The sequence below is a fragment of the Bacillus sp. SN32 genome (assembly GCF_002837495.1).
Lineage (GTDB): Bacteria > Bacillota > Bacilli > Bacillales > Bacillaceae > Bacillus > Bacillus subtilis.
This window is the reverse complement of record NZ_PJCT01000001.1, coordinates 848509-867498: the sequence shown is the minus strand read 5'-3', so window position 1 is coordinate 867498 and position 18990 is coordinate 848509. Positions and strand designations below refer to the sequence as shown.

Genomic DNA, 18990 nt, shown 5'->3' with positions numbered 1-18990 from the left:
CACATAGATGCCTCGCAGCCTTTGAAGATTTGGACATCCTGTATGGCAAAAGGCAGCATTGCCTTTCTGTCTTCTAAACTCGTAGCTCCTCCCAGCCTCAAACCGATAGATGCTTGAAATGCCGAATCTATCATGCTCGGATGCAGAATATAATGGTCTTCTGTATCAGAGATTACAGGAGGCATCGTCAATTTCACTAGAACTCCGTTTTCGCCGGCATATAGGCTGTCGATCGCTCTGTGGCTGTCACCATAATGAATACCCATTTCTGTATAAGCCTCGTAGCAATCAAAAGGTGACAGCGTCCGGCCATTATAGCTTGCCTTCAATTCTTCAATGTTGATAACCGGATTTTCACCAGCCTCACAAAGCACTGCACTCCCTTGCCCATATACAATCGGCGACTCCTCTGCGCTTTCAGGGTCCCGGCAGATTTCAAATGTAATCTCACCATTGTCCTCAGGATATAGACGTACGTCTATATCTTTCTGCTGTTCCGTGACGGCGAACGGCCGGACCCAGACGATATTCCGGAGCCGGAATCCTGTCGGGAACTGATCCGCAGCTGCCCTTTCCACAGCTGCCCGAACCATCTCCAATAAAGCTGCGCCAGGTAAAACGTGTTCGCCCTTTATGACATGATCCTTCAAGAAAAATTCACGTCCTGTAAACGCTGAACGGAAGCGGACACCCGATATGTCGGACACATTTTGATGCAGAAGAGGATGCAGAATGTGTCGCTCCTCCTTTAAACGATCAGTCTTTTTCTCCGCTTTCGGCACCCAATAACGCACCCTCTCAAATGGGTAAGTCGGCAGGCTGATCCGCTTTGGTTTGTTTCCCTCGTAAAGCAGCTTCCAGTCAACACCAGATCCGTTCGCCCACTGCTCCGCAATTTGATCAAGTTTTCTTTGCTCCAGCAATTTATGTACCGATTCGGCGGGACGCGATGGTTCGCTTCCTCTTGACACGCGGCCCTTCCAGCAATGCTGAATGGTTTTTCGTCCTTCTATAAAAGCCTTCAATTGGTCGCTCAATTCTTGAATTCCGGATGCTAAGAAAGTAACCCGTTCTTCCATCGGTTCACGGCCTACCTGCAATGTATACGCCAAATCTCTAATCTGAATCCCATCATGAAGAAAATCCAAGAGACGTTTTGCATATACACGGAGACGTTCTTGATTACGGGCAGAAAGCGGAATAACTGCGGACATGTCAGAATCTGAGGACAAAGAAACGTCCTGCTCCGCTGTTTGAGGAATATATTCCTCAAGGATAATATGTGCGTTTGAACCAGTTGCTCCGAAGGAACTGATACCCGCCCGCCGCGGATAAGGGACCTCTTCCCCATTCTCCTTGATAACAGGCTGCTTCCACGTTTCTGTTTCATGCTGTACATAAAATGGAGACTTTTCAAAATCAACGTACGGATTCAGTTCTTCCGAATGCAAAGAAGGCACAAGTTTTTGATGGTGAAGCTGAAGGGCAACCTTGCTTAAACCGCTGATCCCCGCGGCGGATTCGGCGTGCCCAATGTTCGACTTTACAGAACCGATTGAACAAAACTGCCGATCCTGCGTATATTGGCGGAACGCTTTCACTAATCCCTGTATTTCGATCGGATCTCCTAAGGACGTGCCGGTTCCATGGGCTTCCACATAACTGATCGTCCGCGGGTCGATTCCCGTTTTCTCCAAGCATGTCTCAATCAGATCAGCTTGAGAAACAGGGCTCGGCACTGAAATGCCGCTTACAGTGCCCACATGATTCACAGCACTTCCTTTAATAACCGCATAAATGCGATCTCCGTCTTCCTCCGCCTGGCGCAAAGGCTTTAATAAAACCGCGCCTATACCCTCGGCCGGCACATAACCGTCCCCATCCTTTCCAAACGTACGGCAGTGTCCGTCAGTGGAAAACATATCCCAGACCCCGTATGTCATATATTTATTCGGGTGCAAAGACAGGTTCACTCCGCCTGCTAACGCAACATCGCACTCACCGTGACGTATGCTTTCCAACGCCAAGTGCACTGCGGTCAAAGAGGATGAACATACCGTATCGACAGCCATACTCGGACCGTGGAAATTACAAAAGTAAGAAACACGGTTGGCGATTTGCGCATAGTTGAGCGAAAGAGGAAACACATTTTCTGCTGATGCTTCTTCAGCTCCGACTAATGTATAATCCTTGTGCATGACACCGGCAAAAACTCCTACATGCTGCCTTTTATTTCGTCCTTTAGGCTTGGCCAACGTCTTTGGCGTATAGCCCGCATCCTCAATCGTTTCCCAGCATGTTTCTAAAAACAGCCGCTCTTGAGGGTCCATTGTCTCCGCTTCTCTTGGCGTGATTCTGAAAAATTGAGGATCGAAGCAGTCGGGGTCATCAATAAATCCTCCCCATTTGGAAATGTCCTTACCCGAAGGAGATGTGATTCCTTCAAGTCGCTGCCAATCCCAGCGCGACTCAGGAATCTCGCTAACGCAGTCCTTTCCCTCTTTCAGATTGTTCCAAAATTCATGAATATTGGCTGCCTTCGGATACCTGCCCGCCAAGCCGATAATCGCAATATCGCCTGCTGCCTCAATAGGTGCAGGACGAGAAGCTTCAACAGTCTTACGATCGTTTATTGTGTCGGAAACGCGTGCTCTTTCATTCTGGCCAAGGGAACCAGCGGCACTAAAATGCTCAGCATATTCCTCGGCAAGAAACGCTGACAGCTCCGCTATGGTGGTATGCTCAAACAGAAGAGTCGGCGAAAGGCTCTCACCGATCTTATCACTGATCGTTTCTACCACCTCAAGCAAGCCCGATGAATTCAGTCCCATTTGGTAATAACCGACCTGTTTTTCAACTTGTTCTACCGGCTTATTGATTTTCTCTGCAATTAATTGGCTTACGAACTGTTCAGCCCCGCTGTAGGAATCAACGGGAGAAGAAACCATGTCAGCAGGTTTATCACGCTCAGCAGTGTCCGCTCTTGTCATCTGTGTCTCCTGTGCATCTTGATGTTTTCCGCTAATCAGCTCCGCTTCTCGCACCAATTTGCTTGTAAAGTTTTTCAACTCAGCCACTTTTTCTCCCGACGCATTAAAAAATTCAAGTGTTACATAAATCAGCTCTTTTTCCCGCCGGACGGAGGAGCGCTTAATTCTTGTCATGCAATCCGACTGCAAAAGTGCAGAAGCGGAAAAGGATTCATAGAACAGAGGCAAATACAGCCTCTGTTCTCCTTTAAGCAAAGATGTGAGCAAATGATTGGCACCCACCCCGCTCCCGTCTATGAGAGTCGGGTGAAACATAAAGCCTTCTGCGTGAAGCATGGCTTCCGAACCGAGAGAAAGCTCAAGAAGAACGCCGTCTTCCTCTTCATAGATGCAGCCTTTTGCTTTCATATATTCGCTGTGCACCAATTCCTGACGTCTGCATTGTTCATATACATCATCAAGCTGAACAACGTTCTGTGCAGATGCTTTGATTTGACTGAAATCCAGTGTTTCTTCAAATATGGCTGGGGAGTCTGCGTGCATGTCAGCCTTCATATAGAGCTTTTCTTCCGAAGCTTCTTTCCCGTCACGTTTTTCAATTCCCTTGGCTGTGATTTGCCACTTTCCTTCTTTTTTCTCCGCGCATTGGATATTCAGAACAATTACTGCATCCTGTTCCGCCGTCAATGGCTGATAGATAGATAAATTCCGCAGCTGAAGCTCTGAGCAGGAGAAGCCGTGTTCTCTGAATATCTGGTAGATTATATCGATATAAGCCAATCCCGGCAGGACATTTTGTCCGTAAACCACATGGTGATAAATAAACGGATTTTTTAACGATAATGTGAGTTGTTTCGTTATCTTTTTCACGTTAGACCTCCACCTCATAAGTATCCCATATGTTTGCCGCAGTCATTTTCGAAGTCTCCGCTTCCAGCTTTGTCTCGCCTGGCGAAAGCATTCGTTTCTTTAATTGAGGAGGCGATATTGGACTGCGCTTGATGGCGTGTTTTTCATCTTTTTCCCACGCCTCTACGATGACATGGGCATTCGTCCCCCCATCGGCAAAGCAGTTAATAGCCGCAGTAGGCTGCGAATCTGTCCATTTTTCCAGGGCTCGGCTGAACGTGATGTTCGCTTTCTGTTGATCGAAATGCGCCATCTCTTTTTCACCTGATAAAAATGGGACAAAGCGGCGCTCTTTCAGCATCAGCACAACCTTAATGAAGCTGGCGATCCCTTCAGCACATAGCGGATGCCCGATGTTCGGCTTGATTGAGCCAAGAGAAAGAGGCGATGAGTGCCCAGAACGGTACACTGATTGGATCGCTTTTAGCTCAAGGAGATCGGTTACGATTGAACCTGACCCGTTTGCCTCAAGATAGCTGATGTCCTCTGGTTTTTTTCCGCTTTTGGAAAGCGCATCTTTCATGACTTCCTTTTGCGCCTCCAGATTAGGTGTTGCAGGCCCCGCCGTTCTTCCGTCATTATTGACCGAGGCCGCTTTCACGACAGCATATATGGTATCTCCGTCTTCCAGCGCCTGTTTTACCGTTTTTAGCATGACCATTCCGACGCCTTCACCTAACACAACTCCGTCAGCACGCTCATCAAACACATGGAAGGATGAATGCTTGCTTAAAATGCCGCGCCGGTCAAACAGCCTGTGAGAGGCATCTGAGCTCAGTAAGCTGACACCGCCGACTATGGCGGATTGAATATCTCCGCTACGCAGCGCCTGAATGGCCATATTCATGCCGACCAAAGCTGACGAGCATGCGGTGTCAACTACAACACTCGGGCCGCGGACATCAAAAAATTGTGAAAGATTAGCCGCTAAATAATTTTGGCCGACTGTCACGATCGGATTCTTGGCATGATCAAGGCTGTCTTCATCAGGTTTGTGTTGGCTTCTGCCTCCGATATAAACACCGACGGGCTTGCCCTTTATTTCCTCAGGTGTATAACCGGCGTGATACAAGAGTTTCAGACACTCTTCCAACACGAGCAGTGCTTGCGGATCCATCGCCCTTACGTCTTCTTCGTGAAGCAAAAAGAAATCAGGATCAAAATAGCTGACGCCATCAATCGTGCCGGCATAATATGGCGTCTTACAGCCCCAACGCTCTGCCGGAATCGGGCCGATTGACGAACGCCCCTCGGATAGTAACGACCAATATGACTCCAATGTATCTGCCCCAGGGAATCGGCAAGAGAGTCCGACAACGGCAATATCTTCTGCATGAGAGTCCGGTGACAAAATCGCTGGCGCCTGAATCTGAGGTGTAAGAGCTCGATCCTCCGCAGGAACAGATGCCTCCGCCTCTATTTTGTTCTCCAAAGGTGCTGATGCATCCGATATCCTGCCTCCGAATAAAGCGGACAGACTTTCGGAATAAGAACCGATCAGCCAATCTGCGAACCTTTGAATTGTCGGGTATTCATATAGAATCGATGGATCGAGCGCTGCCTCTAATTTGCGGTTTATACGCTGGAGCACCTGTGCCAAAATGATCGAATCCACGCCATAATCCTGAAACACCCCGTCAATCTCGAAGTCTTCACGATCTATTCTCAGCTCTTCGGTAAACAGATCAACAAGCCAGGACTGTGTTTCAGATAATAACCCATCACATTTGGAAACTTCATCGGCCTCTTCAATGTCTCTGGCTGGCGGGCTCTGTAAAGCAGCTTCCTGCAAACCGCCCTCATGCGGTTTCCTCCTCTTCATCAGCAGTTCCGGCTCCCAGTTTGTTTGATTCGCCATTGCGGGGAGAACAACCGGTCCGAACATTTTCGATACAATTTGATCTAGAAAACGTAAGCCTTCTGAATTCGTAATGCTCAACAAGCCGCTTTTCCGATACGCTTGATTTGTCACTTCACCCATACCGGTTTCTTTCCAGTTCGGCCACTGAACACTGATGATCGGCGCATGTTTCTGATGTGCTTCTGCAAAATAATCCATATAGCTATTGGCCATCGCATAGTCAGCTTGTCCCGCCGAAAGCTCCGGAATAATGGCTGAAACAGAAGAAAATAAGACAAAAAACTGTAAAGGCTCGTTACACACATGGCGGTATAACGTTGTAAGACCTGACACCTTAGGTTCCAGCACCCGCTGAATATCATCTGAAGTTTTTCGGATAAATGCCAGCGTATCCATATCCGTCAGACCTGCACAATGAATGACACCGCCAATCGGTCCTAATGTTCGCTTGATATGTTGCAGCGTTTGCTCAACCTGAGCATCATCAGATAACGTCAGCGACAGCATCTCCACCTGTACACCCTTCGCTTCCAGCTCCCGCACTGCCTGGATTTTCTGGGCAACTGATGTGTTCGAGGTGTCAAAACGAGTCCATTCCTCTCGCGGAGGAAGCTGTTCTCGTCCGGTCAGCACCAGTTTTTTCACTCCATAGCACTCTGCAAAATGACGGGCGCATAATAGTCCGATGCCTCGTGTGCCGCCTGTAATGAGAAGCACATGATCTTTCGGGAATACCGCGCTTTGCTCCGTGGCCTTACCTGTTTCCGGATGAGCTTTTAGAAAAGCTTGGTACCGTAAACCATCTCTGTAGCAAACCTCGGCATCATGAGAATCGGAATAAAACTCATCAGCGATCAACTTCGCGAGACGGCGATGATCAGTAACCTCCTCAGCATCCATATGCCTTGATATAAGATGGCTGTACTCGCATTGGAGCATTCGATACAACCCAGCCCGTGACGCACCAGCCATCCGGACAGATGTGTTTTGAAACGATTCGAGCCCCTTCGTCACACAAAGCAGCCTGAGCCCCTCTTTATGCCCGAATTCAACCAGTCTTTGCACCCATTCAATCCAATCCAGCCGGCCCTCATCATCCTTACCGCATCCGATGACATCCACTAGGCCGTCAAACTCTTTCCAATCAATGTCTGACTGATCATTTTCTATCCGGCTCACATCTAATAAGAGATGATTCGGAAAATACGAAGACACTTCTGCTGCTAAATCTGCTGTCTCTTGATTGCACAGGATGGCAACAGTTCTTGTCCCCGGCACTGCTGAGCCAATTGGACTCAAACTCCATTGTTTCGTCAAAAAACATGCGGCGCGATCTTCAATCGCATTAACCAGTTCTTTTTTGTCTCTTTCTGAATGTTCCTTTGCCGGCACCCAATAGTGATCCTTCGCAAACGGATATGAAGGGAGGCTGATCAGGCGCGGTTTGGTCTCTCCGTATAATGTGTTCCACTGGATTGAGACCCCTTTGACCCATAAATCAGCAAGTTTGGCGTATTTTCTTTTTCTGATCCAAGCATCAAGTGCCAACGCCATATCTTCATCTGCTGTAAAAATAGTCTGGGTCTCTTTATTTCGATGAGACTGTCCCCGGAAAAATTCGTCTGTTTCTTCCTTACCGTCAACAAACGCCTGCAGTTTCTCTTCAAGTTCCTGCATTGTCCCCGCAACACACGCCAGACGCTCATCCATTTCTTCGCGCCCGACCTGCAGGGTGTAAGCGATGCGGTGCAACTCCTGATCTGTATATTTTTTATTGCGAATCGCCTCAAGCAATTGCAAAGCACGATCTATCAGCCTGCTTTTATTTTTAGCCGACAGCACAATCACGTTTGGCTGTCCTGTAGCCGTGTGTTCTGAATTGGCTTTTGGCATATATTCTTCAACCACAATATGCGCGTTCACTCCGCCAATCCCAAACGAACTGATTCCGGCACGGCGCGGAAGCTCGTTTCCGTCACGATCTGTGACAGACTTCCATTCCTGTTTTTCCTGAACGATGTAAAACGGACTGTCAGTCAGCTGAAGATAAGGATTAAGCGTCTCGCAATGCAGGCTTTTCACTAACGTTTTATGCTTCATTTGCAAAAGCACTTTGATCAAACCGGAAATACCTGCTGCTAGCTCTAAATGACCGATATTGCTTTTAACTGAGCCGATGCCGCAACGGTGATCCGGAACATCCGGCTGGCTCTCGCCTCTCATATTGGATAGTTCCTTAAACGCGGCTTTCAGCCCATTTATTTCAATCGGATCGCCCAATTCCGTCCCTGTTCCATGTGCTTCGATATATGTGACAGTGTTTGGATCTATGCCTGCTTGGCGATATGCACGCACCAACAAATCAGCTTGTGCTTTCGGATTAGGCGATGTCAGGGTATTGGCTCTTCCGCCGTGATTTTCCGCCGTCCCCCGAATAACGCCGTAAATATGATTTCCGTCGCGCTCGGCATCTTCCAGCTTTTTCAGCATGACCATTCCGACCCCTTCGCCTCTGACATAGCCATTCGCATCGGCGGAGAAGGTTTTACACCTGCCGTCTTTGCTGAGCATACCAGCCTTGCTGTAGCTAATATGCGCCTCCTCGGTTAAGATCGTATTCACGCCTCCAGCGATCGCCATCTCACAATCACCGTTTTGCATCGCAGTCACAGCACGGTGAATGGCTACAAGAGAACTGGAACAGGCCGTCTCTACTGGTTCGCTCGGACCATGAATATTTAAAAAATAACTCATTCTATTCGGGCCTACCGAAGGAATCATATGACCTGTAGCAGCATGGCCTTCAATTGGAAGATTCGCTCTATGGAATAGATCTTTATAACCGGTGTTTCCCGTACCGATAAAGATACCGGTCCCTGTACCCGAAAGGCTTTGCGGCGAGCAACCCGCATCTTCCAGTGCCTTCCACACGTATGTCATTAACAAGCGCTGCTGAGGGTCTACATAATCAGCTTCTCGCGGCGAAATACCAAAAAACAACGGATCAAACTCAGCGACACCGTCAATAAACCCGCCCCATTTGATGTCGGTTTTATTGACATCAGTGTCTGGGTTTCCATAATGCTCCCGCCAATCCCATCGATCTTTTGGAACTTCTGTGATGCTGTCTTTCCCTTCTTCTAGGTTTTCCCAAAATTCATCTATATCCATAGCGCCAGGGAATCGGCCGCTGATGCCGACAATTGCAACCGGCTCAAAATCGGCAGCCTGCTTTTTGTTTCTTTCTGCTTTTGCAATAACAGGCTGTGTAAAGCGGCGCTTTCTACGTGATGTGATTTTCGGCGCTTCAGGGGATTTTGTCTGTAACTCTTCCTGTCCCTCTGGTTTTTCGCGCTCCTGAACCAGGGTGTCCTCATGTTCAGCAGTCAAATACTCAGCTAGGCTTTGGATGCTTCCATATTCAAAGAAAATGGTCGGCGTTAGCTCCAACTGAAATTCTTCGTTAATCTTGTTTGTAAAGACCGTAAATGTAACGGAATCAAATCCGTATTCACTCAGCTCTGTATTGACATCAATATCTTCACTATTTACTTTTAAAATTGCACTGACCATGTTGCTTAATGATGCCTCCAGGCTGTTTAAACTGTGCAATGAGTTTGTTCTTTCATCTATGCCTTTAGCAGTAGCATCTTGATTCCATTCGCCCTGATACGCAGCAACTACATATTCAGCCAGGCTTTGGACGCTGCCATATTCAAAGAAAATGGTCGGTGTTAGCTCCAACTGAAATTTTTCGTTGATCTTGTTTGTAAAGACAGTGAATGTAACTGAGTCGAATCCGTACTCACTCAGCTCTGTGTTGACATCGATATCGTCAGTGTTTACTTTCAAAATTGCGCCAACCATTTGGATTAAGGCTGCTTCCAATTTTCTAGTTTGTCCTTGATCCTGATCCGCCTTTCTCTGATCGTTCCGCTTGGCTTTCGATCCTGCGGAAAGCAGTTTTTGTTTCATTTTCTGAAGCTGTCCTTCCATCACAAAAACTTGCGGCTTATCAGATACTATCCCTTGATAAAATGCTTTCAAGCCACTATCTGTCGGCATCGGGACCATTCCCGTGGTTTTCAGCATTCTCTTTTCATCTTCAGCGCCGACTTGCATACCGCCTTCTTCCCATAACGGCCAATTGAAGGAAATGGTGGAGCCGAATCTCTTTTTTGATGCCGCAAGAGAACGGCGGTATTCAGCAAATGCATCCATAAACGAATTGGCTGCCGCATAATCGGCTTGTCCAGCGTTTCCTAAACATCCCGAAACAGATGAGAAGAAAATGAAAAAGTCCAATGGGAAATCCTTGCTGCATTCGTCTACATGTAACAACCCGCTTACTTTAGGCTGCAACACTTCTTGAAACTCTTCATTCGTTTTATGAATGATGAAGTGATCTTTAATGCTGCCTGCACCGTGAATAATTCCATTGAGAGTGCCATATCTTTCTTTGATTTCCTCAAAAAGATGACGAACCGCATGCTGATCACTTACATCAGCCTCCCGATAGACAACCTCCGCTCCGATGCTTCGAAGAGCCCCCAGTTCGTTTTCCTTATCCTCACTTAAAACAGATCGTCCCGTCAGCACAATAGTAGACCGGCCAGTTCGATTGGCAATTTCCTTTGCAAACAGAAGGCCTAAGCTTCCTGCTCCGCCTGTGATTAGATAAACGCCTTCGTCTCTCCACGGCATGTGAAGCGTATCAGCTGAAGGAAGCACCATTTCCCTCCAGCCTTTCACAAAACGGTGTCCAGCCTCATATCGAATCTGTTTGTCAAATGGTCTCCGGCTGTCGTCTTTCAGCTTGAGGTGAAGGTCTATCATCTCTTCAGGTTTCTCAATTTCGATGACCTGAGCAGTCAGTTTGCTGAACTCTATTTCTGCTGTTTTAAGCAGACCGGAAACGCCGGCAAACAATTGCTTCTCTTTTTCCAGCGGAACAATCGCTTGAATGATGATACGGCCTGCAGAAAGCTCACGGACCTTGCTTTGCAGGAGTTCAAAAATGTTCTGAGTGTAACATTGATAACGTTCAGCAATATGTCCTACAGCTTCGTTTAGAGTAATCACACGGGCATCTTTCATGTGGGAGGCAATGCTGTCTGTGACACTTCGTTCAGTTTCGAAGAGAACAATGATATGCTCCGTGTACGAAGGATCTTCGTCCTCTCGTTCTTCATTCTGTTTTTCCCACACCGGTTCAAGCATTAAGCGTTCGTGTCGTGTTGAAGGCTTTGAAGTATGAACCTCCCCTTCTAATACTCTCGTTGAAAATCCTTTGATCCTGACACATACGCTTCCACTCTCGTCAATGACATCGATATCCGCTTTCTGAACAACCCCTCCGGAGTGATCGCTGTCACTTAAGCGGGCATAAGCCCACATAGAAGAAGAACACCCTTTGATAACCTCAAGCTCCTCAAGCGCAAATGGCAAAATCAGCTTTTGATCCGTCAATTCCTGCATGATGCATATTGTTGCTGTCTGCAAGGCGGAGTCCATGATACTTGGGTGCAGCACAAACTGTTCATTCGTTCCAGAAACGATTTCTGGAAGCTGCAGCTGCGCCAAAACCTCTCTGTTTCCTATATTCACATTCTTAATTCCTTGAAAGGCCGGACCATGGAACATTCCTCTGCTTCTGCCTTCTTCGTAAAATTGATCAGGCGACATCTTTCCTTTGCCGCAGCGGCGTGACATTTCAGTGAGATCTGCGACTGGCGTTTCGGCGGCAGATGCCAGCTCCGCACTGCCTTGACTATGAATAACAGGGTCGTCCCCATCTTCCTGTGTACTGTAAATATCAAAGGTGATTTTTCCATCTTCTTCAGGAAAGAGACTGATATCCACTTGAGCTGAATGTCTGTCAACCACAACAGGCTGAACCCAGACTGTATGATTCAATCTGATTCTGACATCTTGGCCAATTTCACTTCCTGCCGCCTGGTTTATAGCCGCGTACGCCATTTCAAGGTACGCAACACCAGGAAGCACAGGCTTTCCTCTTACCACATGGTCTCTCAGGAAGAATTCGTCACCAGTGAAAACCGAACTGAATTTCTGTTCAGAAAAATCAGATGTATTCTGATGAAGCAATGGATGAATAGAGCCGATCCCTGTCTGATTTCCGGATATCTGCGCCACCGGTTTGCGGTCATCCTGCGACGGCCAGTATCGTTCCTTTGCAAATGGATAAGTCGGCAGACTCATTCTGTTTGGGCGCTCTCCCTTGTAAAGCTGCATCCAATCTATATGCGCTCCCTTGCTCCACATTTCTGCAAGCTTGTTTACTTTTCCTTTGGCCATCCACTTACGTATGAGTTCAGCGCTGTCCTCATCCTCCGTCAGCCATGAAACCTCCCTGGCATTGTGCTTACTTCCTTGAAAACAGCCTTCAATCGCTGTTTTTCCATTGATAAAATCTGTGAGCCTCTGTTTTAACTCATTTACATGATCGGCAATAAAGACAACGCGATGCTCCATCGCTTCGCGCCCCACCTGAAGGGTATACGCAAAATCAGGCAGCTGGCTGTTCTCAAGCCCTCTTCTTTCCAAATAGGCCAGAATGTCTTCTGCATACTCTTGCAGCCTCTCTTTATTTTTCGCCGAGATCGGGACGATGCAGGTTCCGTCTATCTTTCTCTTATCTGAATCCCTTTTGAATTGTTCAAAAATGGCATGGGTATTTGTCCCGCCAAGCCCGAACGAGCTAAGTGCAGCCCTGTGCGTTTTGATCTCACGGCTTAACGTTTTCTTTTGATCGACGACGTAAAAAGGAGAGCTGGCTAAGTCTGTATTTGGATTCGGCTCCTTATAATTGATACTCGGTGCAAGCTCTTGATGATAAAGACTCATCACGACCTTAATGCAGCCCGCAAGACCGGCGGCTGTATCTAAATGTCCGATATTGGTTTTCACCGACCCAATGCCGCAAAATTGCGTTTTATTTGTATATTGCCTGTAAACGTTTGTTAAAGCCGCCAGCTCGATCGGGTCCCCCAGCTTCGTTCCGGTCCCGTGTGCTTCTACATAGCAGATGGATTCAGGCTGTATCTTCGTTTGATTCATGACCTGTTGGACCACGTCAGCCTGGCCTTTAACGCTTGGAGCATAAAAGCCGACTTTGTCAGCGCCGTCGTTATTTACACCAATGCCTCTCAGCAAGGCATAGATATGATCCCCGTCCTTTACAGCATCAGCTGCTTTTTTCAGCAATACAACAGCAACGCCCTCACCGCCTATCATTCCGTCAGCTGAAGCGTCAAAAGCTTTAATATGTCCATCACTCGAAAAGTTCAGCCCAGGCTGATGCACATATCCGATATTTGACTCGGTATGCAGCGTTGCACCGCCAACTAAAGCATAATCAGATTCACCCGACAGGAGGCTCTTATAGGCAGAATGCAATCCAATCAGAGATGATGAGCAGTTGGCATGAACGAAATAGCTTGGCCCTCTCAGCCCGAGCTTATGAGAAATCATTGTCGGAATCGTCCCGCTCTGTGCAAGCACCCACGAAACATAGCCGTCCGGCGTCTCCAGGCTCTCTGTTGTATCTGACGGCAGCAGCGCGCGATAAGAATTATTGCTTGCCGACATAAAAACACTGGTTTGCGGAATCTGTCCCGCAGCATAACCGGCATCTTCTATTGCTTTCCATGAATGAGTCAGCAGTATTCGAAGCTGAGGGTCCATAAATTCAGCGTCTTTAGGAGAGATTTGAAAGAAGCTTGGATCAAATCTGTCTTTCCCCTCAATTGAAGCTTTAGCCGGGACATAGTCGGCATTCTCCGCTATCTCCTTTGAAATGCCAAAGCGCTGAAGCTCTTCTTTATTGAAAAACGCTATGCTTTCCTTGCCGTCTCTGAGGTTCTCCCAAAATTCATCATGATTTTTTGCCCCTGGAAATTCACACGATATGCCAATAATCGCTACACTATCGTCATAATAGTCTGGGAGATCACTCATCTCGGTAGACTGATCTTCTATATGAGCTGCCGGTTCTATCGGCATATGGTCACTTGCATTGCCCATTCGCTGTTCAGTGATGTACTGGCTGATATTTTTAATGGTTGAATACTCAAACAGGTCTGTGACAGAAAACTCACAGGATAGTTCATGTTTGATACGATCAGCCACAGTGACCGCGAGAAGCGAATCCCCGCCCACATCGAAAAATCCGTCATCCCATTCAATGTCACTCGTTTTCAGCACTTCCTGCCAAATGGTAAAAACAGTATCCTGAATGTTCTTAGGAGAGGTCTGCCTTTGCTTTAGCTGCTCCCCTGATAAATCGATATTCTTAAGGCTGTTTCTATCTATCTTTCCGTTCGGAGTTAACGGCATATGATCAAGCTGAATAAAATAAGAAGGCACCATAAAGGCAGGCAAAGCGTTTTTCACAAAATGACGCAGCTCTCTCGCTGTGAGAGAAGCATTTGCATGTTTAGCTGTATAATAGGCAGCTAGGTTATCCATATCTGCGACCACAACGCATTCCAGAATGCCGGGATGCTCACTAAGCCTGCTTTCAATATCACCAAGTTCAATACGGAATCCGCGGATTTTTACTTGATTATCGATGCGGCCTATATATTCAATTCGCCCTCCCGGAAGCCAGCGGGCCATGTCTCCCGTTCTATAAAGCTTAGACCCAGGCTCAAAAGGGTTGTCAATGAATCTCGAGTCCGTTAATTCTTCCTTTTTGTAATAGCCCTTCGCCACACCGTCTCCTGCAATGCACAGCTCACCCGGGACACCTGCCGGCACTGGCGCGAGCTGAGAATCCGTAATATAGATTTGTGTATTGGCGATTGGCCTTCCTATCGTGGCATGAGAGCATTCGTCGTTAATGCGCTGAACCGCTGACCAGATAGTTGTTTCGGTTGGCCCGAACATATTCCAGGCTTCGCTGCCCGTATCTAAGAAATATCGTTTTAATGTCTCAGGCAATGCTTCGCCTCCGCATAAAATTTTCACGCTCTCTTCATTTTCCCAGCCTGAATAAAAGAGCATCTTCCACGTAGCGGGGGTTGCCTGCATCACTGTCGGTTTGATCGTGTGGATGTCCCGTTTCAGTTTTTCAACGTCTTTTGTATGCTCCGTTTGACAAATATAACAGTGTGCGCCCTTTATTAAAGGCAAAAATAATTCCAGAGCTGCGATATCAAAACAGTAGGTTGTGACAGCAAGCATTTTATCCTCTGCCGTAAGACCTGGTGTTTCCCCCATCGAAACGAGAAAGTTTGTCAAAGCTTTATGCGGTATCATGACACCTTTTGGCTTTCCTGTGCTGCCGGATGTATAAATGACATATGCCAAGTTCTCCGGCGTGACAGTGCGTGTAAGCACTTTTCGATCAGAGGCTGTTTGAGCAATTTCATCCCAATCTTGATCTAAAAGAGCTGTTGTGACACCGTTCCAACTCAACGTATTTACTAATTCCGATGTCGTCAGTGTAATGAAAACTTCACTGTCCTCAAGCATGTATTCTAATCGTTCAGCCGGATAGGACGGGTCTAGCGGCACATACGCTCCCCCAGCCTTGAGGATCGCTAATAAACCCACTAGCATGTCCAGCGATCGATCCACATAGATCCCCGCCAGACGGTCAGGACCCACTCCATGCGCCTGCAAATAAATGGCCAGCTGTGTGCTTTTCTCATCAAGCTCCCGATACGTCAATGTTTGACCTTCATAGCTGACAGCCGCTCTATCAGGCGTCTTTTTCGCCTGCTGCTCAAACAACTCATGAAAAGTTATATATGGATACGTTTTTCCTGTGGCGTTCCATGTTTTGAGAATCACCTGCTTCTCTGCCTCAGGTAATAAAGAATACTCTTTTAAAGGCTGAGAAGGATTCAACATCGCCTGCTCTGTTACATAAACAAAATGGTCGAACATGGCGGATATAGAAGCCGCATCAAACAGCCCAGTATTGTACTTGATGTTCAGCTCCATTTTTTCTTCTGTTTCCCACAGTTCAAATACTAATTCGTATTCGCCCTCTTGGTGAATATACTCAACGTAATCGACAGAAAAGAAGTCAGCATAGCGACTCAGCAAGCTTTGATAGCTTCCGGATTGAAGAAAATTCTGATAGAAAAAAGCGGTTTGAAATACCGGTGAACCTGCTTGACTGCGAGGAATATTCAGATCCCTCACCATTTTTGGAAAAGGATATGCTGCATGATCAAGCCCATCCAATATCGTTAATTGCAATTTTGAAATAAAGCTAGAAAAAGTGTCTGCCGGGTTCAGCTCACTCCGAATCGGGAGCATATTGAGAAAATGTCCAATGGCATCATCAAATCTTTCTTCCGGCCTCACCATGGCCGGCATGCCGACGATCTGTTCCTTTTGGCCGGTGTAACGGCCAAGCAGCAGCATATAGCAGCTTAAGAATACCGTCGTGACATTTACAGAATGCTCTTTCGCAAACATTCTGACCTGATTCATGAAGCCGCTGGACAGCCGCCTGGTGTATGTATCCTCTCTAAACTCAGACACTGAACTTGCGCTGACCTTAGGCAGCTGAAGATTCGGCAAAGTTCCCGATAGCTGTTTCTGCCAATATGTACGATGCTTCACACCGTCTTTGCCGGCAAGCATGTTTTTCTCCCATGCCGCAAAATCATGATAAATGGCAGGAGAAACAGCTATTTCCGGCTGCTGTCCTTTTAAAAGAAGCTGATAGGTATCAAACAGACTGTGTATAAATGTGACAGACGAAACTCCGTCAAAAATCAAATGGTGAATGACAACTAATAAAAAATGCTCTTGTTCAGATCTGGAAAAGCTCATGACACGCACTAACGGGCTGTTTTCCTTTACATACGGTTCCTTTACTTTCTTTCTAAGAAAAGCAGGAATATCAGACTCTTTCATACTTGAGATGTTTTCTGTCTTGATTTCAATTGAAAGCGCTGGCTCATTTTTAAGAAATGGCACTCCGTCTTTCTCTTGGATGACGTGCTTTAAGATTGGGTGCTGATTCAATACAAGGCCGAAAGCCTGCTGTAATGTTTCAAGGTGAAGCCCTGACGAAAATTTAAAACAGAGAGGTACGTGATATGCACTTTTTTCGGGTGACATTTTTTGCAATGTCCATAATCCTTTTTGAACCTCAGAGAGAGGCTGAAAAGTTGCCTGACTCCTTTCCGGTTCGGTTTTATATGTGTCCGTGCCCTTTTTGTCAGCAGACAAGCTGCTGAGGTCTTCATGTTCTGATAGATAGCTGGCTAAGCGTTCAATTGTAGGATATTGATGTATCTCTCTGGCTGTTAGTTTGATATGGTAGTTTTTCTCGATCGATCGAATGAGCTTCATCATCTTGATAGAATTCACACCAAGACTTTGGATATTTGCATTTGGCTCCACCCAATCGCGGGAAACATGCAGCTCCTCAGTCAAACAGGTGAGCAGATGCTTCTGTATTTCTTCCCTTACTCTTTTCACATGGTCTGCTTGCTGTATCTCCTCATCCTGGACTGCATCGTTCATCCGATTGGGTTTATGTAGCAAGTGGTCGAACTCTCCATTTTCAAATGAAGTTTTTAGCTGGGTGCGCTGGATCTTTCCGATAGCCGTTTTTGGAATCTCTTCTTTTTGTACAGGCAGCAAATATTCCGGGGTGACTCCGATCACCTGTGAGACATGGGATTGTATGTTTCTAAGAAGCTGAGACATTTGCTCATCATTTAATTTTGCGGAAGTAACAAAGAAGATAGCCAGCTGATCTGTTGAATTCTGGCCCAGACGGACAGCGCAAGCAGCAGTATAAGAAGTTTCAATTTCAGATAATTCTTCAACTGCAGACTCAATTGCATGACTGTAATAATTAATGCCGTTAATGATAATTGCATCTTTCGTACGGCCTGTTATGGTTAAGCGCCCGTTTCGCAAAAAGCCAAGATCTCCGGTTTCAAACCAGCCGTCTTCTGTAAACACACTCTCATTCAAATCAGGCCGCTGGTAATAACCGCTAGTAACAGAAAGACCCGAGACTTGAAAACGGCCGATCTCACCCTCTTCAACCAATTCATTATGGTCATTCACAATTCTCATAGAGAAGCCGGGGATTGGAGAGCCTATTTCAACAAAATGATCATCATCACTTGTTCCAGCCCGGGTAAATTCATGAGAAAAAATAACGCCCGATGAAGTTTCGGACATTCCCCATGCAGGTCGGATGGCGTCAGCAGGCAGTCCATGTGGTTCTAAAAGCTCAAGTATTCTGCGCCCTACCTTGGCTACCATTGCTTCACCGCCATTGAGCATGTATCGCATTGAAGACAGATCCCATTTCTTATCTTTTATTTCTTCTGCAAAATCAGTAACCAGGCCAAACGCAAAATTCGGCGCCCACGTAACAGAAGCTCGGTAATGATCAATCCAATCCAGCCATTTCAACGGCTCCATTAAGATTGTTTCGCTTGAGACGTTAATTTCCTGACAGCCAAGATAAACATCCCGCAAATGCAGCATTCCGATCCCTCCGACATGGTCAAACGGCATCCAGTTAAACGTAATATCCTCTCTGGTGAAGCCTTGCATTTGAATAATCCCTTTCACCATGCTCATAATGTTACGATGATTAAGCATAACTGCTTTGGGCGTTCCCGTACTGCCTGAAGTCAGCAATAAAAGCGCTAAGTCTTCAGGACTGGATTGATGCCAATCTGTGTCCGCTTCAGCGCTGAGCAGATCCTCTACAATAATTGCCCTGAACCCTTCAAGCCCTTGTTCTTTTGCCCAATCGAGCATTTCCTGGTGCATCCCCCGATCCGTAATCACCGCCGGCTTGTCAAGAAGCGTCCATGCGTCTTTCAGCTTTTGAGTGCCGCTGCTCGATTCAGCATACGTTGGCGGAACGGCTAATGGAGCCGGAACAACCCCTGTTAACACACATCCCCAGAACGCAGGGAGAAGCTGTGAATTGTCACCAAGCTGCAAAATCACGTTTTGTTTTGCTTTCAGGCCTGATTGGCGAAGCCCTTTTGCAATGCGCAGTCCATCATCCCATAATCGTCTGTATGATTGGTAAACTTCAGTTCCATCCGGCTGCAAATAAATGATTCCCTTTGTATCCCCAAGCTCCGCCGCCGTTCTGTATAAAACTTCAGGTATTGTTGCCGGCTGCTTTTCAGATATATGTAAAGGCTCACCATGACTGACAGAAGGATTAGCTAAAATGCGGATATTATCATTATTTCTCAT

Annotated in this window: 2 protein-coding genes (1 of these 2 only partly in view); both read right to left on the bottom strand. The window is 46.8% G+C overall.

The features are described from left to right. Positions 1–3878 carry the start of a polyketide synthase PksL gene (gene pksL / locus CW370_RS04535; protein WP_101169498.1) on the bottom strand. 9751 nt of this gene lie to the left of the window's left edge, so only the first 3878 of its 13629 coding nucleotides appear in the window; its start codon is at positions 3876–3878; its stop codon lies off the left edge, out of view. After that, complete coding sequence (pksJ, locus tag CW370_RS04530; RefSeq protein WP_029946314.1) at positions 3862–18990, bottom strand: polyketide synthase PksJ; 15129 nt, start codon at positions 18988–18990, stop codon at positions 3862–3864. Before pksJ ends, pksL begins: the two co-directional genes overlap by 17 nt.

Excerpts from the sequence above, each read along its gene's own strand:
- pksJ (WP_029946314.1), bottom strand. The coding sequence starts at position 18,990 with ATGAGAAATAATGATAATATCCGCATTTTAGCTAATCCTTCTGTCAGT.